A 25079-nucleotide genomic window follows, 5' to 3' on the forward strand; every position below is an offset into this window, starting at 1 on the left:
ATTATAGACTGATTATGTCTAATGTTCCGTTTGTTGTACTGTATGATGCAGTTGAAAGATCAACTAGACCATTTATTTTAATGATAGTATCTGCACCATTATCAAATACGCCATTGTTACTAACATCTTGAACGATATAAGTTGCTGCAGTAGCACCTGTACCAATTTGGAACCAAGCGATACCTGAAGTATTACCAGTATTTGCAACTGATGCAGCTTCTTGAGCATATTGTTCTAGAGTTGAGTTAGGGTCAAGTGTAATTTTTGATGAAACAAAGTTAGTTGCAGCAGTGTTAAACTTGATAGTTTCACCAACAGCTAAATCTGTAATATAAGCACCTGCACCTGAGTTTGCAGCTAAGAATCCACTTACATCAAATGTATCAATACCGTTTCCACCTGTTAATTGAACAAAGCTTGCAACGCTTCCAGATACGATAAGTGTATCATTACCGTCTCCACCGATAGCAACATCATTTGCACCTTTAAGTGTAATAGTGTCATTAGCAGATCCACCTGTTACAGTTGTAGCACCTGTATCGCTTGCATTAGTTGTAACAGTAATAGCACCTGTCATAGTTGATGCATTGATAGTTGCAACTTCAGTTGTAGCAGCACTTAATGTTAACGTTAAGTTACCAGCTCCATCAACTTTTAATAATGTTGCTTTATTAGCATCAATTGCTAAAGTGTTTGTAGAAACATTTTCAACAGTTCCCGTTTTAGTTAAATCTGTATCGTTTGCAGTAATATTGATTGTTTCAATATTATTAGCTTTGAATGAACCAAGATTCGCACCCGTTGTACCGTTTGTAACAACATTAACTACATCTGTAAGACCAGTGTCTGTAGTAAGTTTTGCTTCTACACTACCAGCTTTATCTAATTGAACTGTTGCGTTTGCAAGCATTTTATCAAATAATATACCTACATTAGCTACAGCGATAGTAGTGCCTCCTGTAGTATCATTATATGCAACACCTTGAAGTGTATTACTTAAATCATCAGCAGCTAGTACTAAGTCTGCAGCACCAGTAGCAGTTACTTTTCCTGCACCAAGTGCAACAGCTTTAGAATCCACTGCAGCATTAATCGCTGTGTTAAAGTCTCCTATAGCTGTCCCTGCTAAAGTAGCAGTATAAAGAGTACCATTGTAAACGAAAGTAAATGTTTCACCTGATGTAGCAGCAGTAACAGCGCCAGTAAATGTAGAACCTGATGTACCATTACTTATAACATAGTTGATAGCATCCATGTTCTCTAGCTTAACTGTAGCTGCTGTTGCTACTGTACCAACACTTAATCTTTCAAATCCACTGATTTTATCTGCGAATAGTTTATCACTTGCAGTTAAAGAAGCTGCACTTGCTGCTGCCATAGCGATTGTGTCTTTAGTACCTGTTCCAGCTTTAACTTCAACAGTTGGTACTACTACAGTTCCAACTAATGTTAATTTGTTATCACCGTTTCCTAAGTCGATTGCTTTAGTTGCAGTTGTACCTATTGTTACCATATCGTTACCAGCACCACCAGTGTAAGTAGCATTTGTAGCATCGATAGTAGTAGTTACAGTACCTGTAGTTCCTGTTGTTGTAACAGAAGTGATATTAGCAGATTCTGAACCTTCTAATGTAAGACCAGCAGTACCTGTAACAGTTACTGTTTTAAGTCCTGAACCTACAGAAGCAGCAGATAAGTTTAGTAAGCCTGTACCATCAACATTTAATGTTTCAAGTCCATTGTCTGTATTTACTAATTTAACATTGTTAGCTCCAGTTGAAGTAACATTTAAAGTTTTTGGAGCAGCTGTAAATGTTAAATCTGATGCAACAGCAGTACCATTAAGGTTTAAATCATATCCTACATTTGAAAGTGTAAGAGCTAGCGTGTCTGCAGTGTCTGCAACTGTCAAATCAACTGTTTCAGCTACATTTGATAGGTTAAGTGTTGCAAGTTTAGTTGTAGCAAGTGCTGTTGTACCAATATCAGAAGTTGCACCATAACTATCAAGAGTGATAGATGTTAATGTGTGAGCAGCATTATCGTCAATTAAAACTTTACCTGCAGTAACACCCATAACACCTGTTTTAGCAACAACAGCATCTACAGCAGCTACTAAAGCACCAACAGAAGATACACCAACAGATGCTCCATTGTTTGTAATTGCAGTTGCAGTGCTAAGTGAAGTTGAGAACACTACTTTAGAGTGTGTTGAATCTACAACTGTTGCTGTTGCAGCAGAAGTGAATTTGTCAGCCGTTATAATTGTAGCACCATCAGAATAAACACCTAATGTTGCAGCAGCATTACCTTGCTTATCACCAGCTACTAAGCTAACGAATGCAGATGCAGCTTCAGCAGCAGTTAATATTTTGTTTGCTGTGAATGTAAGAGTTCCACCGTTGATAGCTAATGAAGCTACTGCTCCCTTTGCCATATCTGTGAAAGTAATTTCTTGAGTTCCTGCAGTTCCAGCTTTAGCTATAACTGCATCTATTTTATTTACTGCAGTATCTTGCTTAACTGTTACATTAGTTGTAGTAGCACCTGCAACTATAGTTACAGCACCTTGAGTGATTGTGTTGTTACCAGTATCAGTTGCAGCAGCAGAAGCATCACTTGTAGCTACTTGTGTTACAGAGATAGTTTTACCACCAGTTACGCCAATAGCACTTAATGTTGAGTCAGCTGTTGCAGCTGTATATGCAGCACCTGTTTGGTTAACTACTACATCACCTACTGGAGCAGTTCCACCAGTACCAACAGCTATAGTGTCAGCATTTGTACCAGCAGCTGTACCCATTTTAGTAGCATTAACTGTTACATCTTTAGCACCAAAAATAGTGTTAGCAAGAGTTGAAGCACCTACATTATCTTCTGAAATTGCAGCAGTAACATTAGTAGTTGCAGCAGCAGTAGCAGTTATTGCACCAGCACCAGCTTTAACAATTTTTAAATCTGTTAAATCAGTAATAGCTGAAGTATTGATATTAGCACCTAAAGTAGCAGTAACTTCAATAACTTCTACATTACTCATGCTAGGAGTAAGAATAGCAGTAGTAGCTATAGTATCTGTAGAAATCTTAAGTGTATCTACACCATTACCACCATTTACTGCATCAAGTGAACTTAATGTATTTAATTCTGCAGAAGTAGAGATTGAACCATTGAAAGTGTCATTAGCCTCAGTACCTACTAAGTTGTCAAGACCTTTAGTTAAATTAAAAGTCTCACCAACATTAATAGCCCCAGAAACTGCTTCAGTTGCAGCATCAACTGTTGCATGATCAGAAGTGATATTTGCTAATTGAGCAGTAGCGATATCATCAGAAACACCATCAACGATAACAGCTTGAACAGCAAATTCTGCTTGGTTAGCTAAACGAATACCATCAGTATTACCTGTTGCGCCAGCTGCTTCTAACATTGCTTTCATGATATTACCACGAGTATAACCTGTAACAGAAGAGTTATCTAGTTGGCTAACCAGTTCTCAAGTCCACCAGCATCTGGTGTTCTACCGAATACATTTGAATATATTTTTGTAATATATTCATCATTTGTCATAGCTGAAGGATACTTAGCTTTATATTCAGCTTGATTTGAGAAATCTTCTGAGATTTGCTTATAAGTCATCAAACCTGCTGTGTATTGATTCATCCAGTTTGAAAGACCTGCCGCGTCCGGTGCTCTATTGAAAGCTGCGATGTAAATTTTTGTAATTTCCAAACGAGCTATTGAAATTGTATCTAGTGCCATATATTCTCCTTTTTAATTTTAGTGTGATCACACTTAAATATTTAGCGATAACATACTAACTCATTTTTGCTTATATGTCAAGCAAATCTCATATATAAAGCTTCTTTTATATAGCAAAAATTTGTTTTTTATAATCAGCGATTAGTTGATGTAAAGAGAAGTTTTAAGCTAATGGATAAAAGTGTCTCATTTTATCTCTAAAGCAAAGCAGAGAGAGGAGGTTGAATCCATTTTTTGAAACCAAGTTACGCTTTCTTGAACCATATCTGCTTTGATGAGATAGTGCCCCCTTTGCAACCCTTTTTTTATCTCTAAATATAGAGGTATTGTTACTCCACTACTTATAGCATGTGGAAGTGGTGTTCTGATACCATCACTTAGCAGAATTTGTCCTTCTTTGGACTCTATATGATAAGATAAATTTATGCTGTATGCACCTGAACTTAGATGTTGCCATGTTTGGTTGCTCGTGTTTGTAACTTTGAGGTGGATTTTACACTCTTTGTTCTCTTCGCAGTATAGAGGGAGTTCTTCTTGTAGCTCTATCTTTGCTTTATACTCTGTTAGTGGGGCTGCTTTATCTTTGAAGTCTTCTGCTTTAAAAGGAGCTAACCAATCAAAAGTGGCAATATCAAGAGTGTTGTTTTTATACTCTTTTAGTAGTTTTAAATCATGTTTTAGAAGAGCGCCATGTGGTGCACCCCAAACTACAACTACAGGAAGAAGTAGATAGAGGGCTACTAAAAGATAGGTTGTGTTTTGTTTTATCTTCTGCCATAGCTCTTTGTCCATCATAACCCAAAAAAAGAGCGATGGAAAGAGTACAATCAAGCCTACTCTTGTTTGGTCACCAACAATTGCTGTGAGAGAGAAAACTACTGCAACTGCAACTAGAAATGGCCAAAGTTTTTTGGCATTTGTTGCAACTACTATCCAGCCTACTCCTAGCAGTGAATAGAGGATAGTAAAGGATGATGATTTGAACATGGATAAAAAAAGTTCTAGATTGTTTTGTAGGTAGCTGTTTCTATCTCCACTTAAACCTACGTTCATAAAATAGAACCAAAAGCTTAAGAGAAGTTTTCCTGCTAAAATAGATAGAGTAATAATGGCTAAACGTTTTAATAGTGATAAGTGTTGTTTATCTTTTGAGATAAGATAAGAGAGTGTGAGAGAGCCTGAGAGAAGTAAAAAGGCAGAGAAACCTTGTTCAAAATGTTGAAGCCCTAGCAAAATGGCGGGTAAGATAACTATGGGGCGATTTAGAGATAGCATGATTAGTAGCATTAGCAGCAGAGTCATACCATCCATTCCAACCCAATAAAATGGAATCATAAAGAGAGGGAAGGTAACTGCTAGTAGTAACTTATGCTGATGAATCGCTACTTCTTTACCATGGTGGTATATAAACCAGATAGCAAACACAATGAAGAACAGAGTAGAGATAAATAGTGTGTAGAGAGCGTATGCTAGTAGTGATTTTCCACCTAGAAGCTTAAATAATAGAGGCTCAAAATAGTTTGTATAGATATAGTGAGCATTTGGATCATCAAAGGGAACTTTAGTAAGGCTTTGAGAGACCATATGTTGCATACTAAGGTTTGGCATAGCCCAGATGCCTGTGTTGGCGATTACTATGAAAAGTGAGAGAAGAGTAATCGCTACAATATGTTTCATCTGTTTTTCTTTGTTTTAAAGTTCTAGTACATGTAACAACTGTTTTGTACTTTCTCTCCATGTAAGCCATGGCATTTTGTCTGATTTTGGATGGTTGTCTTGTTTGTAGAGCTTTAGCCATGAGAGAGTTGCATCTGCTAAAGTAGATGGTTCATTATTGTTTGTAAAGTAGTATGCGTACTTAGATGCGACTTCTCTAAAGACGGGTATATCTCTTGCGATGATGGGGAGACTATGCTGGGCTGCTTCTATGAGTGGCAGACCAAAACCCTCGCCCTCACTTGGGGCTATGAGACAAGATGAGTTTATGTAAACTTGTTCTAGGTACTCATCGCTTATGGCGTTGAGCCAGAAGAGTCTGTTGTTTTGCTCATTGTGCTCTTTGAGGTTTAGGATAAAATCATCCATCATCCAGCCATCTTTTCCTACTATGACTAAGTTTACATCGACTCCATCTGCCCAGAGTTTTTCAAAGGCAGCTAATGTTTGCTTGTGTCCTTTTCTGGGTTCTATAGTTCCTACTGTGAGGAATGTTACTCTTTTGCTCATCTCTTTTAATACGAAATCGGTATCTTTTGTGAGTCCAGATGAGGGCATGGAGTTTTTTACATCAGCACCAAGGTTAAATGAAGCGTACTGTAGTGGTCTATCTCTTTTTAGATTAGCTGCAACTACCCACGCTTGAACCTCCTCTGAGACAGCGTTTGAGATGCTTATGAGTTTGTCGGATACTTTTGTGATGGTTGTAAGCCAGTTTGTATGTGTGAGACTGCCTCCTTGTGGCCACCACTGGGGATGTAAAATAGGCAATATGTCATAAACAACAAAGGCTATCTTAACTCCACGGTTGCGCCACTGAGTAAATAAATCATACTTTTGTGCATGGTAAACATCACCGCTTAAGTCCAATCCTAAAAAAACATCTCCGTTTTTTGGCTCAAGGGGATAGTTCTTTTCTTGTAAAAGAGTCTGCGTGAAGTTATGTTCATAATCAGACGCTCTGTAGTATGCCCAATAGTTATCTTCATGGGAGAGATAGACTAAGTTTAGGTTGTAACCATTTGGAGTATTTTTATAAAGTTCTGAGATAACAGATCTTACTACTCTTTGGATACCTGTTCCAAAATCCTGTTTTGCTAATATAGAGATGTCTATGAAGAGGTTTGGATTTGAGTTGTTTTGCATGTTTAGCTCAAGGGAGTGAGCTACACTTAAAAGAGTAGAGTTATATTCTTCTGTTTTAGCTATTTTTAAAATAGTGGCAATTTTGGTGTATAAATCGGTGCTGTTTTCTTTGAACTTTTTTATATTAGGCGAGCCATTTACTAAGTTTTCAATTGCTTTTATCGCAACTTTTGCACTTTTATCCCAAGAAAATTTTTGAGCCTGAAGAGTTGCATGACTTTTAAGTTTTATGTTCAGTGTTTCATTTTCTAAAACTTCTTCTATTTTACTTGCTATAGAATCAACAGAGTAAGGATCGAACATTGCCTCTTTGAGACCTATGACTTCAGGCATACTAGTTGTATTTGAACCTATAGAAGCTGTGCCACAAGACATTGCCTCAAGTAAAGGCAAGCCAAAACCTTCATGTATTGAGGGGAAAACAAATAGATCAGCGATGTTATACAGAGCAACTAAATCTTCATCGCTTACATAACCCGTAATAACTAAGTCATCTATATTTTCTTTTTTTGCAATTGTGTTAAGATAGTCTCTATTTTTATCATCTACTTTGCTGAGAATTACCAACTGATAATCTTTTTTTATGGAAGATGATAATTTACTAAATGCAGCAATAAGGTTTTCAAAATTTTTACGTTTATCAAAACCACCTGGTGCGTACATAATAATCTTTTTTTTGATTGAATATTTAGACTTTAAGTATTTTTGTTCTTCTTGTGAGAAAAAAATAGGTTTAAACATATCGCTTACTGCTGAGGAGATAGCGGTAGTTTTATCTGGTAAAAACTGTAATTGTTCTATAGCTTCTTTACAAGAACTCTTCGATACGCCAAGTAGCAAATCAGCATTTTTAAGAAATTCTATTTTGCGATGATAATAAGTGTGTTGTGCCTGTTGCAATAAATAAATTTCAGGATAGATATATGGGATTAAATCATGTAACAATATAACAGTTTTTATATTGTCATCAAATTTTTTCACACTCGTGAGGGCATCATCAAGGTAGCCTTCAAAAAGGCTTGTTATAAACACTACATCAGGGTTGAGACTTGAGAGAAATTGTTCACGTATAAGTTCTGATATCTCTCTTCGTAAGGTATTTTTAGAGACACTTTCTTTTACAGGAGAAGGTGCATACCAAACTTTAATGTTTTCTTGAGCGAGTAAGCCTTCAAAAGCAGCTCTAATTGGTTCTATAGTTTCTACAAAAAGTCCATTTAGTGCTATTAAAACTTCATTGTTACCTCTATTACGCGCTATTGCTTGTGCTATAGATAATGAAGAGCGCCCAATACCACGGAAACGGCTCTCTGTTTGCGCTCCTTGTAAATCAATAACTATTCTCATATCTAAGCCTTTTTTTTGCTGCGCATTATTGTACTCTCTAACTCATGATATATTTTTTTGGCATTTGGAGTGAGATGCTCAAGAGATCTAGGGTAGTTCTTAGATGTCAAACTCTCCTCATCATTTATGTTTTGAGGGAGTTTTTTTTTTGATGATTTATTACGAATCCATCGCACTATATCACCCATAGAGCGCAGAGGTTTTGTAAGTTTCCATGATTTGCTTTTTGTGAGCATTTCATAGTGTTGCCATGCAGTTATTGCATTTTGTTCCTCTTCTTGGGCTCTTGCGTTTGCTTCGTTTAGTTGGATAAGAGCTGATTGGGCTTCGCATTGGGAATCTGCATAACCTGCTACGATAAAATCATCAAATATATTTGGCGGATATTTAAAAGATGGTAGCAGTTCTTGGTGCTGGGGTGATATGTAAAAACGGTTTAAGCCATCTGCATAAGCAAAGATATAATCTGCTTCTATCAAGATATATTCCCACTCTTGATGATTCTCAACTTGGCTCATTGGCATAGTTGCCTCTACAACAACTATCCATGGACGAAATTTACTCCAGTCGTTGCCTCTGATGACTTTTGCTTCTAAACCTTCAACATCAACTTTTAAAAAATGAATCTCTTTGTCTTTAGTATATTCTTGGCATATATGGCTTAGTGTTGTTAGAGTAACTTTTGATGGAGTTACATGTAAGCCGATTTTTTCATGGCTTTGTGCAATGTTTTTATCTAGTGATGAGAGCCCTGCATTTTGAGAAAAGTAGATATTTGTTTCGCCTGTGGTGTCACTTATGGCAACTTTTAGGTTTATATCACGCTCTCTTTTAGTGAGATATTGCTCATGAAGCTGTGGGTTTGGTTCTATGTTTATGCCACTCCAACCATTATCATAAAAAGCTTTTGTTACAGAATCATCATCTGGCGAATATGCCCCAACATCTATATAAAAGCCTTTTTTTATATGTTTTAGTGCTCGCCAAAGCATTACATCTTCAAAATTTTGTGCATAAGAGATAAAACTCATACTTCTCTCCTGATTGTTATTTTTGGCTCATTCCAAGATAGACCTACAAAGTGGTTTTTATCTATGTTTACTACGTTAAATACCAGTGCCATATCTTGCCATTCATAGTTTGAAGTTAAATGTGTGTCTCTATCTACTAGTGCTGTTTGAACGGAGTAGCTTCCTTCTCCAAAATTTGCAGGAAAGGCGATGGTAAAACTATAATATTCTCCATTTTTTACATCATGAAGTACTTGTTTCATAAGCCAAGTGTTTGTTCCAAAGAGTACCTGTCCTAAGCGGTCTTTTATGCCATAGCCTAATACAAGTGAATGGAGATCACTTTGTGCTTTTATCTTTATCCTTAGCTCAACCAAATCACCGACACCTACGGTCTCGACTTTGTCTCCAGCTTCATTATAAAGTCCAATCTCATTTAGTACTGCTTCACCTGTGCCACATGTAGTTTTTACTTTGCCATCTTCTTGTGTATGAAGTGAGATTGTGCTGTTCTCTTTTTGTGCGATTAGAGCATTGTAGTAGTCTGTCACTTCTTCTGGATTGCCATCTTTTAGTAGATGCCCTTTTTCAAGGAGTATAGCACGGTCGCATAGTGCTAAGATAGCACCTTTGTCATGGGAGACAAAGAGTAGGCTCGTTCCACTGTCACGGTATCTGCGTATGCGCTCAAAACTTTTGTGTTGGAAGTAAGTATCTCCAACTGATAGAGCCTCATCGATAATAAGAATCTCAGGACGAAACGCTGTTGCTACAGAAAAAGCTACACGCATCTGCATACCGCTGCTGTAGAGGCGAACTGGTTTATCAAAGTAGTCTGCTATTTCGGAAAATGACTCGATATCTGAGATAACAGTATCTATCTGCTCAAGTGAGTACCCCATCAAGCCTGCTGAATGATAGGCATTTTGTCTGCCTGTGAGATCTGGATGAAAACCCATGCCTAACTCTAGTATGGCTGCAATTCTGCCCTTACATGTAACGCTTCCTTGAGTTGGTTTTAGTGTGCCTGTAATTATTTTTAGTAGAGTACTCTTCCCTGCTCCATTTTGACCGATGATGCCTACTGCTTCACCTGGCTGAATGGAAAAAGTGATATCTTCGAGTGTGCAGATTTGACTGACTGATTTGAAGCCTAAGCCAAACCATGAGAGGATTCGTCGCCACTCACTGCGATATGTTTTATAAACTTTTGTAATGTTCTTAACTTCTAGTATAAACTCTTTACTCATAGTACATCCGCCATCTCTTCGTTTGCGCGAAAAAACATAAACAGTGCCAAGAAAATAGATATTAGCGCTATGGTTATTGGGTAGATAAGAGTGTTGAAGTCTATTGATTTTGAGTAAACAAAAATATTTTGATAGCTTAAGATAACTCCTGTCATAGGGTTTATAAGTAAAATATCTTGATATTTTGGAGGCAAAATAGTTGAAACATAGACAATAGGTGTTAACCAAAACCAAAATTGTAATAAAATTGGCATCATTTGACCGATATCTCTCATAAATACATTTAATATCCCAAGTGTCAAACCCAATCCTAAGGCTAGAGCTAGAGTAATGGCAACTAAGAGTGGAAACCATAACAGAGCAAATGTAGGAGTATGTCCTAATAGCCCAAATACAACCAATACTGCCATAAATAAAAACATATTGTTTATCAGTGCAGAGCCTGTAACTATCAGAGGAAGTGCTATTTTTGGGAATGCCATTTTTTTAATAAGATTTGCATTTTCTATAAAAATGTTTAGACTTTTAGTAAAAACTTCACTAAAGAGCGACCATGAGAGCATACCTGCCATGAGATATATTGCGTATGCGTATTGGCTATCTATGCCTGGTAGTTTTGCTGAGAGTACAGCTGAGAGTACTAACGCATATATGGCTACCTGAGCAAGCGGGTTTAAAACAATCCATATTCCGCCCAAGCGACTGCGGATGAAACGTGTTTTAAACTCTGTTTTAATTGAGCTTATGATAAAAAAACGATAAGCCCAAATTGCTCTTAGTTGGTTCATGTATGCTTGTTCTCACTTTGTGTTTATAATTTTAATTGTGATTTTATCATCATATACATAATAGCCTCTTTATTTAACTCTTCAAAATTCACTAAAAAATGGATGGATTGTTTCATAAAACATATCCCATGTTTTTGTTTTAAAGTTTTGTTTTATATGTTTTCTTCTTTGATTATAGAGTGTTGGATTATTGTAATAAAAGAGGATGGTCTCTATCAACTCTTCTGTGGAGTCGTGGAGTATGTAGTGTACAAAATCTTGCCCAACTTCGTGCATCGAGCTATTTTTGGAAGTTATGACTATGTTTGCATGTTGGAGCGCTTCTGTTATTGGTAGTCCGTAACCTTCGTATTTTGATAAGTATGTTACTAAGAAGGCATTTTGATAAAAATGACTTAGAGTGTTGTCATCAATATCATTTAACCAAAAGAGTTGTTTATCTTTTAGTTTGTGTGTTTCTATCTTTTGAATCAAGTGCTCGATTTTCCAACCTTGTTTGCCTATGAAAATAAGATTTAAATCTGGATGCGTTTTGGCTAAAATCTCAAAAGCATCAAGTACGTTTTCTTGGTTTTTTCTAGGTTCGAGTGTTCCGACAAAGAGAATATATTTTTTCTTGAGAAGTCTTTTAATGTAGTGATTTTCAAGGGGGGTGTTTATCTTGAAAAAATCCGCACCCAAGGCAACAACTTCTGTTTTAATCTCTCTGGTGATGTTTAGACTCTCTTTATAGTGTAAAAAATCATTTTTTGCAGAATATGAATCGCAAAAAACCATATCACTATGTTGGTAGAGAGCATTTAAAAAAGTTGGAAAATTTTGAGCTGTTATCTCATTAGCAAAGTTTGGTAGTATGATTGGTGTTAAATCGTATATGAAATTAAAAATTAAAAAGCCGTTTTCTTTTAATATAGGATACAAAAGCGCTCTATTTAGCGGTGCATTCCAAGTAGCATCAAGCTCAAAGAGTATGGTAGGCTCTGTAGGCTTAATTGAGAATATATCTATTGTAGTTTTTTTTACAAAAGTGTAGTTTTGAATGTCAGTTAAGAACTCTCTTATCTCACTGTTTTGAAGTAGCTCCATAGAGTTTATATCTGCATTGTAAGAGATGATTTTATAAAAAATATTTTCTCTGTTTTCTAAAGCTCTTTTTAAAAATTCTTTAACAACTCTTTGTATTCCTGTGTTTGCTCTGCTCTTATTTAGTTGAGTTATATCTAGGTATATTGTCATTTAGTATATTTATGACCTTTTATAATCATCTTTTACCCTTACAATATCATCTTCGCCTAAATAGTCACCTATTTGAGTCTCTATGATAACAAGCGGGAGTTTTCCTGCATTTTCAAGGCGGTGCAACTCACCCATGGGAATATATATGGATTCGTTTGCTCTTAGAGGGATTTCTCTCTCGCCAAGTGTTACTACTGCTGTTCCGCTTACTACCGTCCAGTGCTCGCTTCTGTGAAAATGTTTTTGAAGTGATAGTCTGCCGCCTGGTTTTACTTCTATGCGTTTTATCTTATACTTTGGGTTATCTTCTAGTATGGTGTATGTTCCCCATGGGCGATGAGCTGTTAGGTGAATATTGTGAAGTTCGCTGTCGCCTCTTACCTTTTGGACAATCTCTTTTACTTTTTGAGATGCGCCTTTTTTTGAGATGAGGAGTGCATCGCCTGTGTCAACAATGATTAGGTCTTCTATGTCAACTGTTGCTATTTTTCTCTCATTTCCATATATGAGGTTATTTTTACTATCTATTTGAACATAATTTTTGTTTATGGTGTTACCATTTTCATCTTTTGGCAACTCTTCATAGAGTGCGTCAAAACTTCCTACATCCGACCAATCTATGTCTGAGGGAACTACTTTTACTTTTGATGATTTCTCCATAACTGCATAGTCAATAGAATCCTCAGGGATGGCTAACATATCATCATAATCTATGCGTATTAGATTTTGGATTTTGGCATTTTGCAGTGCTCTCTTTGATGCTTCGTAAATTTGAGGGGAGTGCTTTTTTAGTTCATCCAAAAAAACTCCAGCTTTAAAGCAGAACATCCCGCTGTTCCAGTAGTAGTTTCCTGCTCCAAGATACTTTGAGGCAGTAGAGAAATCTGGTTTTTCATGAAAGGCTTTTACATCATTGCCATTGGCTTCTATATAGCCAAATCCTGTTTGGGCAAAGGATGGTTTTATGCCAAATGTGACAAGATTGCCAGATTGAGCTAAGATTTTTGCTTCTTTGGTTACTTTGTCATACTCACTCTCATTTTTAATCAGATGATCGGAGGGGGTAACGAGAACTATATCCTCACTATCTAGCGCCATACAAGCAAGAGCAATAGCTGGAGCAGTGTTTCTGCCTAGAGGCTCTAGTAGATACTTGTTATTTGATTTTTTAAGTTCTTGGAGCTGGTCTGAAGCTAAAAAATATTGTTGAGCATTTGAGACTATAAACTGAGAATCGCATATCTTAGAGTTTCTCTGTACTGTTAGTTGAAATAGTGATTTATCATCAAAAAGTTTTACAAACTGTTTTGGCATTAGTGTTCTGCTTATTGGCCAAAGTCTTGTGCCATTTCCACCGCATAATATTATATTTATCAAAGTTATCGAATCTCCTCTTACATGTACAAAACTTAAAAAAACAGTTAATTTAATAAGGCGATATTATACACAAAATTATTGCTCAAGATTCATCTGAGCTAATAACATTTTGAAGAATATAGTAAGTGAGGGGAGTCGCTTTTATTTAGTTTGTGGCATAATCGCTCAAAAAAGAGAATTTTATACGATATGTTGATTTTAGGTAATAAATATAGTTTTACGCAGCTTGAGCTTGAGAGGCTGGAGGGAAGATTTAAAAATATTGTTATTATCGAGTGTTCTCAAAGAGAGCAGAGTGAAGTGCTACTTGAGATTGAAGCTGCTTTTGATTTGAGAGATTTTGAGATGCTTGTGCTTAATGCTAAGGTAAAAGTTAGTGATGAGATTATGAGCTATTTGAGAGAGAAGCAGTTTAAGGTGGATAAATCAAAGCTCAAAATCATCTCTGTAGAGGAGTTTATGGAGGAGTTTTTGTATAAATGCTATATAGCTGAGGAGAGTGAAGCTTTAGATGGCTTGAAGCCCTACTCCACTTGGCAATATATGCAAAAAAGGGCAATAGACTACTTTGGAGTGTTTTGGCTCTTTTTCTTCTCGTGGCCTGTTATGTTGCTATGTTTAAAAAAGATAAAAGAGCAGAGTTACGGCGGAGTTCTCTTTGAGCAGGAGAGAGTTGGGCTAAATGGAGAGGTGTTTAGGTGTACAAAATTTAGAACTATGCATGAGGGCTCACATCACGACCCATACACAAGGGAGAATGACAGTAGAATATTTCCTTTTGGCAATATTATGAGAAGAAGAAGGTTAGATGAGCTTCCACAAATGATAAATATTTTAAAGGGGGAGATGCATCTTATTGGTCCTAGAGCTGAGTGGGATATACTTGTGGAGTCTTATAAAAAAGAGATTCCGCACTACAATGAGAGGCATTTAGTCAAACCCGGAATTACTGGTTGGGCGCAGGTTAACTACCCTTATGGTGCAAACATAGAAGATTCAAAGCAGAAACTTATGTATGATTTGTACTACATCAAGCACTGGAGTATAGGTTTGGAGCTTAGAGTTGTCTATAAAACAGCCATGACTGTTATGGGCAAAAAAGGGTTATAGAGAGCATGCCTCGTTGATGGCAGTTGCGCAAGTAACCGCACTGCTAAATGCCCACTGAAAATTATAGCCGCCTAGCTCTCCTGTTACATCTACAACTTCGCCTATAAAGTGTAGGTTTTGTACATGTAGGGACTCTAGCGTGTATGGATTTAGCTCCTCACTTAGGACTCCGCCACGACAAACTTCAGCTTTGCTAAAACCAAAATTTCCAGCGGGAGAAAACTCATAGTTGTGTATCTTTTGTAACTTCTCTCTCATTTGAGCTGTTATCTTTTTACACTCAATGTCTTCGACACCAAGCGCTTCAAGCAGCGCTTTTGATAGCCTCTTTGGCAGAGGAATAATTGAACTCAGTAGCTTTTTGCTATCGCTCAAAAGAGAGAAGATATGGCTATTTGGTAGAAAATCCAGCGATATAGTTCCCTTTTGCCAATAGAGTGATGCAGATAAAATCGCTGGTCCGCTTATGCCTTTGTGTGTAAAGAGAAGCTCCTCTTTTAGGATTTTATCACCAACTCTTACATGTACATAACAGCTAAGTCCGCTAAGCTCCCTCATCCAAAACTGCTCCCTTTGGATAGTTAAACCTACAAGAGCGGGGTGGAAATCTTTTACTTTTATGTTAAAGCTTTTTGCAATTTGCAGACCTATATCTGTAGCTCCAAGAGTTGCGTAACTTTTAGCGCCAGTTGCTACTACAACTGTTTTTGCTCTTAGAGTCTCTTTTGAGGTTTTGACTTCAAAGAGTTCTGTTTTGCTTACATGTAGGATGTTTTCACTTAAGCGCAGTTCCACACCTCTTATCTCTTTTTTTAAAATATCTATAATCTCATCAGAGGATTTTTTACAAAAGTAGTAGCGCTCTTTTCTCAATTCTGACTCAAGTCCTCTTACATGTAGATAATGGAGCAAATCATCTTTGGAGAATTTTTCTAATGATGCGCAAACAAAATCATAATCTGCTTCATAGTTGTTTGGGGTTACTTCTATGTTTGTAAAATTGCACTTTGAGCCGCCTGAAATCTTTAGTTTTTGAGCTATTTTGCTGTTGCCCTCAACAATGGCAACGCTCAATTTTTTATCTAGATTTGCAGCGCACATAAGGGAGCTTGCTCCTGCACCAAGTATTAAGACATCATATATTTTCATGGCAAAATTATACTTTACGCTCCCTTTAGATATAATACAAAAAAAAATAAAGTAGAAATAATGGGCAATAAACTCCACATAGTATCTCTTGGATGCACAAAAAACTTAGTTGATACAGAGGTGATGATGGGCAAACTTCAAAACTTTGAACTTACCGACAATCAAAGTGATGCTGATGTTATCATCGTAAATACATGTGGCTTTATAGATGCTGCAAAACAGGAGTCAATAAACACTGTTCTTAATCTACATGATGCAAGAAAAGAGGACTCTGTTTTGGTTATGGCTGGATGTCTTAGTGAGCGATATAAAGAGGAGTTAGCCAAAGATATGCCAGAGGTTGACATCTTTACGGGTGTTGGCGATTATGACAAGATAGATGAACTTTTGGTTGAGAAAAAGAGTAGATTCTCAGAAGCAGTTTACCTCATTGATGGTGCAGAGCGTGTAGTTACTGGCTCGACTTATCACGCTTACATAAAGCTCTCAGAGGGGTGTAACCAGACATGTAGTTTTTGCGCTATTCCATCTTTTAAGGGGAAGTTGAACTCAAGAACTTTAGACTCTATCGCTAAAGAGGTTGAGAGTCTTGTAAAAAAAGGGTATTGGGATTTCTCTTTTGTATCACAAGACTCAAGCTCATACCTAAGAGATAAAAATGTAAAAGACGGGCTAAGTCTCTTAATACAAAGAGTTGAGCTAATTGAGGGGGTAAAGAGTGCTAGAATCCTCTATCTTTATCCATCTACTACATCTATGGCGCTGCTTAAAAATATAGCAAAAAGTGAGATATTTCATAACTACTTTGATATGCCTATTCAGCATATAAATGATGATATGTTGCGCATTATGAAGAGAGGTTTTGGCAAAAAGCAGACGCTAGAGCTTTTAGAGTTTATGAAAAGCTTACCTAACTCATTTATACGCACAAGCTTTATAGTTGGACATCCTGGGGAGAGCCAAGAGATGTTTGATGAGATGTGCAAGTTTGCTTCTAGTTTTGGGTTTGAGCGCATAAATGTTTTTGCCTATTCAGATGAAGAGACAACTCCAGCACATGAGATGAGCGATAAGATTGCAGCAAAAGTTATAAATAAAAGAGCATCTATTTTAGGCAAAATTGCTGCAGATGTTATGCAGGCATCTTTAAAAAAAGAGATTGGCAAAGAGACTCTCCTTGTCATAGATAAAGAGAGCGATGAGCATGAGTATCTCCTTAGTGCTAGAAAAATTCTCTGGGCGCCAGATATAGATGGTGAGATTTATGTAAATGACAGAAGTGGCGAAGAGGAGCTTAATTTTGGAGCGATTTATAACGCAGAGATAACTGATATGGTTGGAAATATATTAACTGCAACAACAAAGAATGCTTCAAGATAAAATCCTCTCAAAACTGAGAGACAAAAAAAATCTTCTAGCTTTCTCAGGCGGAGCGGACTCTAGCGCTCTGTTTTTTCTTCTTACACAAGAGAGTATCCCTTTTGATATTGCCATAGTAAATTATGGAATTAGAGAGCAAAGCAGAGATGAAGTTGCTTACGCAAAAGAGCTATCTGCAGCCAATAATATTACATGTCATATATATAATGCGCCAAAAATAGAGCAAAACTTTGAAGCAAAAGCCAGAGAGATAAGATATGAATTTTTCTCAAAACTCTCTCTGGAGAATAGCTATGAAAACCTCTTAACCGCTCATCATCTTGGAGATAGATTTGAGTGGTTTTTAATGCAGTTTTGCAAAGGGGCTGGATGTGCTGAGATTGCAGGGATGCAGAGTGTTCAAAAAAGAGGCTCTTACACCATCATCCGCCCTCTTTTGCATCTGGAGAAGAGAGAACTCATAGAGTATCTCCATCGCATAAAGGCACGCTATTTTGAGGATGAGAGTAACTTGGATGAGAGCATAAAGAGAAACTACTTTAGACATAACCACACAACTCCTCTGCTAGAGAGACATCTTGAGGGAATCAGAAAAAGTTTTGCTTATTTGGATGAAGATAGAGAGGCTCTAATAGAAAAAGCTGATATAAAAGTAATAGACAAATTTGCTTACTTTAAACGTTTGAATACTCAAAGAAGTAATATCTTTGCAATAGATAAATATCTAAAATCACAGCTCTACATGTTAAGTGCAAATGAGAGAGATTTGTTAAGGGAGCAGAAGAGTTTAGTAGTTGGCAGAAAATTTGTTATAAACCAGAGCAGAAAGTTTGTCTTTATAGCTCCATATATTACAAAAGTAGTAATGAGTAGCGAGTTTAAAGAGGAGTGCAGAGTTTTAAAAATAGAGCCAAAACTGCGCAACTATCTATACGAAAACAGGGAAGTTTTTTTAAAGATAAAAGAGCTATTTTAGAGTGCCAATCTCTCCTGAGGGCTCTTGATATAACTTTAACTCAAACTCCCTAAGCGCCACTAGAAGATGGTCGAAAATATCGGACTGGATATCTTCATACTCTGCCCACTTATTTTTGTTGCTAAAAGCATATACTTCGAGTGGGATTCCTTTTGAAGTTGGCTGTAGCTGTCTTACAAGAAAGGTGAAATTTTTGTTATCGATGTTTGGGTTGTTTATCAAATATCTCTTTACATACTCTCTAAATGTTCCTATATTTGTCAGTTTTCTCTCATTTAGTGTAACTTTATGGGTTGTATCGACTACTTTTGTTTTTTCATGGAGGTAATCTTTTAAAATCTCTATCTCAGAGAGTTTTTCTAAAAGCTCTGGTGTACAAAATTTTATGGAGTTGGCATCTATAAAAAGAGAGCGCTTTATGCGCCTTCCTCCACTTTGTGACATTCCTCTCCAGTTTTTAAAAGAGTTTTCCATAAACTTATATGTGGGGATAGTAACGATTGTTTTATCCCAGTTTTGAACTTTTACCGAGTGGAGTGCGATATCTATAACCTCTCCATCAGCACCAAAATTTGGAGCTTCTATCCAGTCACCTACTTTAAATAAATCGTTTGCTGTGATTTGAACACTTGCAACAAGAGAGAGAATAGTATCTTTAAATATAAACATAAGAACTGCTGTAAACGCCCCTACTCCGCTTAAAACGCCCCACAGAGATATGCCAAATAATATACATATCGCAACAATAGTGCCTAGAATATATACAACCATTTTGATTAGTTGGATATAACCTTTTATGGGCTTATCTTTAGATATATCATAGGCGCTGTAAATTTCTAAGATTCCTGATAAAAATTTATCTACTATCTTTATTGCGACTATTGCTATCCAAAATTCTACTATATTGGAGATGGCGCTACTTATGTTTTGAGGATAAAACTTTAGTGAAAATAGAATTATAAGAGGTGGGATAATCTTTATGAGCTCTTCAAAAAAACCAATCTTTAAGAAGATATCATCCCAGCTATTTTTTGTTTTATGGATAAATTTGTGTATGACTCTTAGGAGATATTTTTTTGATAGATAGTAGAGCAGTATTGAGATAAAAAGGGTTACTACCGCCAATATAAAGAGTTCAAAAATGGTTTCAATGGAGAGAATATTGATTAGATTTTGCATATTTTTCCATTCAAATTTTAGAAGTTACTTAGTTGTGTTGGAATCACTCTTATTGTTATAGACTCTCATTGTAAAAGATGATTTTATCATCTCACCCTCTCTTTTAAAGTTAATAGGGAAATTTACCCCTATTATCCAATCACTCTTATTTAGTGAGTCAAGGAAATCATAAAAGCCCTTAGGTGAACTAATCTCGGAGGTAGTATTTACTTCATAAACGCTAAAGCCATCCTCTTCCCCAAGCGGTTGGACTTTTGAAACATCTAAAGAGCTGAAATATGCTCTATGCTGCTTTACAAATCTCTCTTGGTTAAATTCTGCCTCAAAGGCTTCTATGGAGTGAAGATGCTCACTGCTGAGTTTTTGAAGGATAACTTCTTTCTCAACTGCAAAATCGCTTAACTGTTTTAACTCTTGACTCTCTTTAGCCAACTCTGCTCTTTTGATTCTGTACTCTTTTCCCTCTGGAATTAAAACTGCAAACGAAAAGATTAGAACAAAAACAAGCAGAAAAAGGGATACTGCCAAAAGATAGGTATTTTGTCTTGAGAAATTAATCTTCATTTTCCACCTCCCCTTTGTTATCTTCATCAAGCTTAATCTCTTCGTTATCTATATAGTTTGTTGAGACAAAACGGAGCCAACCATTTTTATCTGGGTAGAAACTGCTATAGGTTCTATGAAAGATAGAGCGCAGTGGAGCATGAAGCATAAAGTTATAAACATCTTTATTTGGAGTTATTCCATATAGAACAAGTCCATCTTGCATAATTTTAGCTTCTGAGAGAGTTATTCTGATAGGAACTAAGTCAAAGAGGTTTGCTATACTCTCTTTTAATACGCTGTTTTTTGTAAATATCTTCTCACTAAAGAGGACTTGCTTCTCTATATCTTCTATCTCTTGGCTCATTTTTACTATGTTTTGATTAAATTTTGTTTTTTGTTCATTTATCTCAAATAGATCTTTATCAAATCTATAATCTTTAAAAAGTAAAAAAGCGTAAGTAGAAAAAAGCATAAAAATAGTCGCACTAAAAAAGGTCAAAAGAAGTTGTAAATCTTTTGTAAAAACAGTTTTAACCCTTGGTTTTATATAACTATATTTCATCTATATCTCTGCCTTTGCCATCTCGCAAAGTGCGCTGCCTAGATCTATTTTTCTTATAAAGACGTTTAAAAAAATCTCCTCTTCAAGATAATTTTTAAGATCACTACTTACGCCTACTCCATCTGCTATGTATGCACTCTCAATAAATTGACTTTTATATTTTGGATCTTTATAAAAAGTGTTTAAGGCGCTTTGAATAAGAGTAAATCTCTGATAATCTTCATTAAATCCACTATCGGAAATAGTCTCTGTTCTATCGTCCATATCTTGAATCTCTACATTATCGGAAAACTCATCTATCCCCTCTCCATCATCCAAATCTTCAATATTTGTAAAGTCATCAAATCCAGAGGAGTCGTCTTCGACTGTAATCTCTTCTAAATCAATCCCTTGCATCTCTTCATACTCATCTAAAGAGGTGTCCATCAAAATATCTTCACCATTTTTGCTATGTTGCATGCTTAAATACTGGGCATAGAGCAGGTTTGTGTTATCAAATATTGTAAAAGAGAGAGCGCTCTCCTCAAGCAGTATAAACATAGAGAGAGTAGTGTCTATCTTATCTTTGAAAAAATTAGCTAAAAGCGCAAAAGGCGAGAAGATAAAGTCAACGCCTATGCTTCTGTACTCATGTTTTATCGCTTCTAAATCATACTCTGATGTGTAAAATGCCCAATTTTTTGAGTAGCACTTATGTTCAGAGGAGTTAATATTACAATATTTACTCATTTCACTAACGATACATGTAGGAACAGCCCCTTGCAAAGAGGAGCCATCTAAGATGGAAATGTAACAAAAAGGGGAGGTTTTATAATACGCGGAGATAAATTCATACATTTTAGCGTTGAGAGTAGTTGTATCAAAACTTTTATGTAAACTCTGCTCTACTCTTTTTTTTGAACAAACTTCAACATATACGACTGTTTGTGAATTTTGTACAATTATATTTATAAAAACTTTTGTATATAAATATTCTAAAAGTTTTCCAATCATGACTCTTTGACTCCGCAAAGTGGATGAGCCATATTATAGTTTTGTTGTTTCAAAGCACTGCCCAATTTAGTATATATCTGTGTTGTTGCCATAGAAGAGTGTCCAAGTAACTCACTGACATCTGCTATAGGCGCATTACCATTGAGTAGCTGTGATGCAAAAGAGTGACGAAGCTGATGAGGAGAAACTTTCAATCCAACCCTTCTAAAGACTTTTGTAATGATATATCTTAGACTGTTTTCGCTTAATTTTTCGCCATTTTTTTCAAAAACAAACTTTTTATGTGGTGATTTGCTTAAATACTCATCTAGAACTTTTTTGCTCTGCTCTAAGAGCGGTACATCTCTTTGTTTGGAGCCTTTTCCAATAACTCTAACCCACTCATCAGAGACATTTTTTAACTCTAATGAGGCGAGTTCAGAGATTCTAAGCCCTAGTGTATAAAAAAGAGTAACCACCACTCTCTCATCCAAAGAAGCTAAGTTTATGGCTTCGATGATATTTACATGTGATATCGGTTTTGGTAATGTTTTTGCAACTTTAATGCTATCATCACCCTTTAACATAACGCTTATCTCATTATCGTTTAAGTAGTCTGCAAATGAGCGAATTGCACTTAGTTTTTTACTGATTGTTTTAGGGTTTAGCGTTGAAATCTTAATACGATATGGCATAAGATTTAAGAGGATATGATTTTTATCTTGCACAAATTCTATGCTCTTTAGTGCTTCTGTGATGGACTCATCATAGCTTTTAATTGTAAGGTCTGAGTAGCCTCTAATATCCTCTAGATATTTTAGAAACTCCACTTTTTTAGTTTTTATTAACTTTTTCAAGAAGCTTCTCAAATTTACTATAATACTCAGCACTCTCATTAATAAGAGTCTCATCCGTTATCACACTTGGCGCCAATTTTACATAAGAGCTAATCATAATATTACACATCATTCTTATTTTTGCTTTATCGGCCTCAGATATTCTCTCATGCGTTGCTATCTCATCTATTACTTGCATATATTTTTTTGCATCTTGGATATAGCTAACATATTTTAGTGATGTTTGAGATTGCGTCATGATTGTAGATGCCATTCTGTTGTACAAATCCAAACTAAAAGCCTCTTTTGCCAAAGAGTAAGCTTTGTCATACTCTGCAATCTCAAAATAATACTTTGCCTTGAGGGATTTTTCATAAGATGGATTTATTAAAAAATAGGTCGCCATAATAAAGAGCAAAAAGATAGCAAAAGCTGGGATAAAAAATTTATTTTTCATGTTTTAAAAGCCCCTCTTTAATCAATTTTTTTGCACTCAAAGTGTCCATATCGCTTACATCAATGGGAGCAGTAGAGTAGTAATTTAGTGTACCAAATGGCTTAGGAATTTTAAACTTATCCCAGCTCTTTAACTGCCAAAATTTTGTCGGCTTTATCTCAACTAAAACTATTTTTGCCTTTGTTTTTTGCGCCATAGCTATTATACCATCAGCTACTTCATGACGAGGACCTTTTGGTCCATCTGGAGTTATTCCTATATCATAGCCATCTTTTATGGCAGAGATTGCCTGTATCAAAACTCTTGCTGCGTTTCTGTTAGTTGAGCCTGCAATGGTTCCTAATCCAAAATATTTTATTGTTTTTGAGATTAACATTCCATCAAAATGGCTTGAAATAAGAACTTTTGCATGTGGAGTTTTTCTATATTTTGAGTAGAGATAAGGGAGCATTAAAAGCTCTCCATGCCAACATGCAAAGATTGTTGGCTCATTAGAGATGGTATCTGGAGAGTGAAACTCTTTTTTGTTTGTAGCATAAAGAAGTCTCATAAGTAGCGAAGCTATAAAAGGAACAACTAAAAGTGCAAATGCACGAAGCAGCCTCTTAGCCAACTATTTCTCCACTTAGGATAGTTCTTCCAATGTCTGTTATCTTTACATCTCTAAACTCTCCAAGGAGTTCATCAGAGCCTTTTACTTTTATGAGCAAGTTGTTATCACTTCTACCACTTGCATAGTAGTCTTGATTTAAATCTTCAAAATAGACACGATATATTTTTCCAAGATGCGTTTTGTTTTTTTCATCTAGTATGTTAACTGCTAAGTTTTGAAGGGTAGTAAGTCTGCTTGATGCCACATCTTCATCTACTATATTTGTAAAGTGTTCAGCTTCTGTCTCTGGACGAGGTGAGTACTTAAATGAGAAAATCTGATCAAACTTAACTTCTCTCATAATAGAGAGTGTCTCTTCAAAATCTTCATCACTCTCACCTGGAAAAGCGACGATTATGTCAGTGCTTATACTTACATCAGGCGACATAGCTCTTAATTTTTGAACTCTATTTAAAAACCACTCTTTAGTATAGCCTCTTTTCATATCTTTTAAAACTTTGCTAGAGCCGCTTTGAAGTGGCATGTGCATTGATTTACAAATTTTTGGGTTTGAGGAAAACTCCTCTATAAACTCATCATCCATGTGAAAAGGGTGAGGAGATGTAAAGCGGATTCTCTCAAGCGCATCTATCTTGCTAAGGCGGCGAAGAAGTTCACTAAAGCTAACCTTTTCATGTTCACCTGAGAAACGGCGACCATAGTTGTTTACGTTTTGTCCTAAGAGAAAAATCTCTTTTGCACCGCCTTTTACAGCTTTTTGTGCTTCACGTAAAATAAGTTCTGTTGGGATTGATATCTCTTCTCCACGTGTTTTTGGAACTATACAGTATGTGCAAGATTTATCACATCCTATTGAGATATTTATGTATGCTTTATATGGAGATGTTCTAAAATCATTAAAAGCAAATTCGCTCTCATCATAATTTATATCTATCTCCACTGCTCTTTCTTTGTGTAAAACTTCACTTATCTTAGATACATTTCTTGCACCCAAAACAAAGCTTACATAAGGTGCACGTTTGATTATCTCTTCTCCAAGGTGTGAAGCTGTACAGCCACAAACACCTATCTTTGCACCCTCTTTTTTCCTTTTGTTGAAAACTCCCAGTTCTGAGAAGAGTTTTGCTACAGGCTTTTCTCTAACTGAACAAGTGTTAATTATGATTAAATCTGCGCTCGAGAGGTCATTTGTGGTTTCATAACCCTCTTTCTCGCTTAGCTCTGCAATCATATGCTCACTGTCTCGTGAGTTCATTGCACAACCTAAAGTCTCAATAAAAAGTTTCTTCATACCCTGCATAATTTTTAGTTAATTATATGAACTTGGTACATGTACTCTCCATCTGAGAGTCCGTATTTTACTTCGTTCATATAAAAGCTTTTTCCTTTTGCCTCAAAATAATCTTGAAGCTCTAGTAAATCTTTGTGTGAATTTTCTTTATCAAAGTAAAAAATCACGCTCTCATCTTTTTCAACTGCAGCCTCAATTTTCGCTAATTCTGCTTTTTTTGGCTTTGCTGTAACATCAGTTCTTGCAAATTTCAAATCCATTTTTTATCCTTATTTTTGTGCACTATATTTTCTTGCATTATAGTTAAACTCTACTAAAATTCGCATTAAAGATGCTTTTATGCTATTTTGGTATAATGCCACTCTCCATAAGAACTCCC

General features: G+C 36.1%; 22 protein-coding genes. 3 read left to right on the forward strand and 19 right to left on the reverse strand.

The genetic code is table 11. The features are described from left to right. Nucleotide 1 precedes the first annotated feature (1 nt). From SUDEN_RS08990 to SUDEN_RS09030, 9 genes are all read right to left on the reverse strand, one after another. On the reverse strand, nucleotides 2–3436 hold the full coding sequence (locus SUDEN_RS08990; protein ID WP_011373342.1) for a beta strand repeat-containing protein: 3435 nt from the start codon (nucleotides 3434–3436) through the stop codon (nucleotides 2–4). A 38-nt stretch (nucleotides 3437–3474) separates the two neighbouring features. Next, entirely contained in the window at nucleotides 3475–3759 is a 285-nt protein-coding gene (locus tag SUDEN_RS08995; protein ID WP_041672306.1) for a DUF4214 domain-containing protein, read from the reverse strand. Nucleotides 3760–3945: 186 nt separating this feature from the next. Next, a complete protein-coding gene (locus SUDEN_RS09000) occupies nucleotides 3946–5436 on the reverse strand; it encodes a hypothetical protein (RefSeq protein WP_011373343.1) in 1491 nt (496 codons plus the stop codon). A gap of 15 nt (nucleotides 5437–5451) precedes the next feature. Then, nucleotides 5452–7968 carry a glycosyltransferase family 4 protein gene (locus SUDEN_RS09005; protein WP_011373344.1) on the reverse strand — a complete coding sequence of 839 codons (2517 nt, stop codon included), beginning with the start codon at nucleotides 7966–7968 and terminating at the stop codon, nucleotides 5452–5454. A 2-nt stretch (nucleotides 7969–7970) separates the two neighbouring features. Then, nucleotides 7971–8999, reverse strand: a complete 1029-nt coding sequence (locus SUDEN_RS09010) for an FkbM family methyltransferase (protein ID WP_011373345.1) — start codon at nucleotides 8997–8999, stop codon at nucleotides 7971–7973. Continuing rightward, a complete protein-coding gene (locus tag SUDEN_RS09015) occupies nucleotides 8996–10228 on the reverse strand; it encodes an ABC transporter ATP-binding protein (protein WP_011373346.1) in 1233 nt (410 codons plus the stop codon). Before SUDEN_RS09015 ends, SUDEN_RS09010 begins: the two co-directional genes overlap by 4 nt. Next, nucleotides 10225–11016: an ABC transporter permease gene (locus SUDEN_RS09020; RefSeq protein WP_011373347.1), complete on the reverse strand. Its 792-nt coding sequence runs from the start codon at nucleotides 11014–11016 to the stop codon at nucleotides 10225–10227. The genes SUDEN_RS09015 and SUDEN_RS09020 overlap by 4 nt, the downstream gene beginning before the upstream one ends. A gap of 81 nt (nucleotides 11017–11097) precedes the next feature. Beyond that, a complete protein-coding gene (locus SUDEN_RS09025) occupies nucleotides 11098–12252 on the reverse strand; it encodes a glycosyltransferase family 4 protein (protein WP_011373348.1) in 1155 nt (384 codons plus the stop codon). Between the two features lie 9 nt (nucleotides 12253–12261). Beyond that, nucleotides 12262–13629 (reverse strand): mannose-1-phosphate guanylyltransferase/mannose-6-phosphate isomerase, encoded by a 1368-nt coding sequence (locus tag SUDEN_RS09030; protein WP_011373349.1) that lies wholly within the window; start codon nucleotides 13627–13629, stop codon nucleotides 12262–12264. Between the two features lie 189 nt (nucleotides 13630–13818). Between SUDEN_RS09030 and SUDEN_RS09035 the strand changes: the two genes are divergently transcribed. Further along, a complete protein-coding gene (locus SUDEN_RS09035) occupies nucleotides 13819–14739 on the forward strand; it encodes a sugar transferase (protein WP_011373350.1) in 921 nt (306 codons plus the stop codon). On the opposite strand, the gene SUDEN_RS09040 is transcribed toward SUDEN_RS09035, so the two are convergent. Then, nucleotides 14734–15888, reverse strand: a complete 1155-nt coding sequence (locus SUDEN_RS09040; protein WP_011373351.1) for an NAD(P)/FAD-dependent oxidoreductase — start codon at nucleotides 15886–15888, stop codon at nucleotides 14734–14736. The genes SUDEN_RS09035 and SUDEN_RS09040 overlap by 6 nt on opposite strands. 60 nt (nucleotides 15889–15948) lie before the next feature. Between SUDEN_RS09040 and rimO the strand changes: the two genes are divergently transcribed. Both rimO and tilS read left to right on the forward strand, forming a co-directional pair. Continuing rightward, complete coding sequence (gene rimO / locus SUDEN_RS09045) at nucleotides 15949–17268, forward strand: 30S ribosomal protein S12 methylthiotransferase RimO (RefSeq protein WP_011373352.1); 1320 nt, start codon at nucleotides 15949–15951, stop codon at nucleotides 17266–17268. Then, nucleotides 17255–18244 (forward strand): tRNA lysidine(34) synthetase TilS, encoded by a 990-nt coding sequence (tilS, locus tag SUDEN_RS09050; RefSeq protein ID WP_011373353.1) that lies wholly within the window; start codon nucleotides 17255–17257, stop codon nucleotides 18242–18244. The genes rimO and tilS overlap by 14 nt, the downstream gene beginning before the upstream one ends. Here tilS and SUDEN_RS09055 read toward each other — a convergent pair. Genes SUDEN_RS09055 through SUDEN_RS09095 form a run of 9 tightly spaced genes read right to left on the reverse strand, consistent with a single transcriptional unit; the run spans nucleotide 18236 to nucleotide 24960 of the window. After that, a complete protein-coding gene (locus tag SUDEN_RS09055; protein WP_011373354.1) occupies nucleotides 18236–19423 on the reverse strand; it encodes a mechanosensitive ion channel family protein in 1188 nt (395 codons plus the stop codon). The two genes, tilS and SUDEN_RS09055, sit on opposite strands and share 9 nt — an antisense overlap. A 24-nt stretch (nucleotides 19424–19447) precedes the next feature. Beyond that, a complete protein-coding gene (locus SUDEN_RS09060) occupies nucleotides 19448–19987 on the reverse strand; it encodes a hypothetical protein (RefSeq protein ID WP_011373355.1) in 540 nt (179 codons plus the stop codon). Then, nucleotides 19977–20531: a hypothetical protein gene (locus SUDEN_RS09065; RefSeq protein ID WP_011373356.1), complete on the reverse strand. Its 555-nt coding sequence runs from the start codon at nucleotides 20529–20531 to the stop codon at nucleotides 19977–19979. Before SUDEN_RS09065 ends, SUDEN_RS09060 begins: the two co-directional genes overlap by 11 nt. Continuing rightward, nucleotides 20532–21524, reverse strand: coding sequence for a hypothetical protein (locus tag SUDEN_RS09070; protein ID WP_011373357.1), 993 nt, complete (start codon nucleotides 21522–21524; stop codon nucleotides 20532–20534). Next, a complete protein-coding gene (locus SUDEN_RS09075; RefSeq protein ID WP_041672307.1) occupies nucleotides 21521–22360 on the reverse strand; it encodes a tyrosine-type recombinase/integrase in 840 nt (279 codons plus the stop codon). The genes SUDEN_RS09070 and SUDEN_RS09075 overlap by 4 nt, the downstream gene beginning before the upstream one ends. Next, nucleotides 22338–22796: a hypothetical protein gene (locus tag SUDEN_RS09080; RefSeq protein WP_011373359.1), complete on the reverse strand. Its 459-nt coding sequence runs from the start codon at nucleotides 22794–22796 to the stop codon at nucleotides 22338–22340. The genes SUDEN_RS09075 and SUDEN_RS09080 overlap by 23 nt, the downstream gene beginning before the upstream one ends. Further along, complete coding sequence (locus SUDEN_RS09085; RefSeq protein ID WP_011373360.1) at nucleotides 22786–23409, reverse strand: lysophospholipid acyltransferase family protein; 624 nt, start codon at nucleotides 23407–23409, stop codon at nucleotides 22786–22788. Before SUDEN_RS09085 ends, SUDEN_RS09080 begins: the two co-directional genes overlap by 11 nt. Then, nucleotides 23402–24709 (reverse strand): tRNA (N6-isopentenyl adenosine(37)-C2)-methylthiotransferase MiaB, encoded by a 1308-nt coding sequence (miaB, locus tag SUDEN_RS09090; RefSeq protein WP_011373361.1) that lies wholly within the window; start codon nucleotides 24707–24709, stop codon nucleotides 23402–23404. Before miaB ends, SUDEN_RS09085 begins: the two co-directional genes overlap by 8 nt. Before the next feature lie 5 nt (nucleotides 24710–24714). Beyond that, on the reverse strand, nucleotides 24715–24960 hold the full coding sequence (locus tag SUDEN_RS09095) for an HP0268 family nuclease (protein WP_011373362.1): 246 nt from the start codon (nucleotides 24958–24960) through the stop codon (nucleotides 24715–24717). Nucleotides 24961–25079 lie beyond the last annotated feature (119 nt).

The organism is Sulfurimonas denitrificans DSM 1251 (assembly GCF_000012965.1).
Lineage (GTDB): Bacteria > Campylobacterota > Campylobacteria > Campylobacterales > Sulfurimonadaceae > Sulfurimonas > Sulfurimonas denitrificans.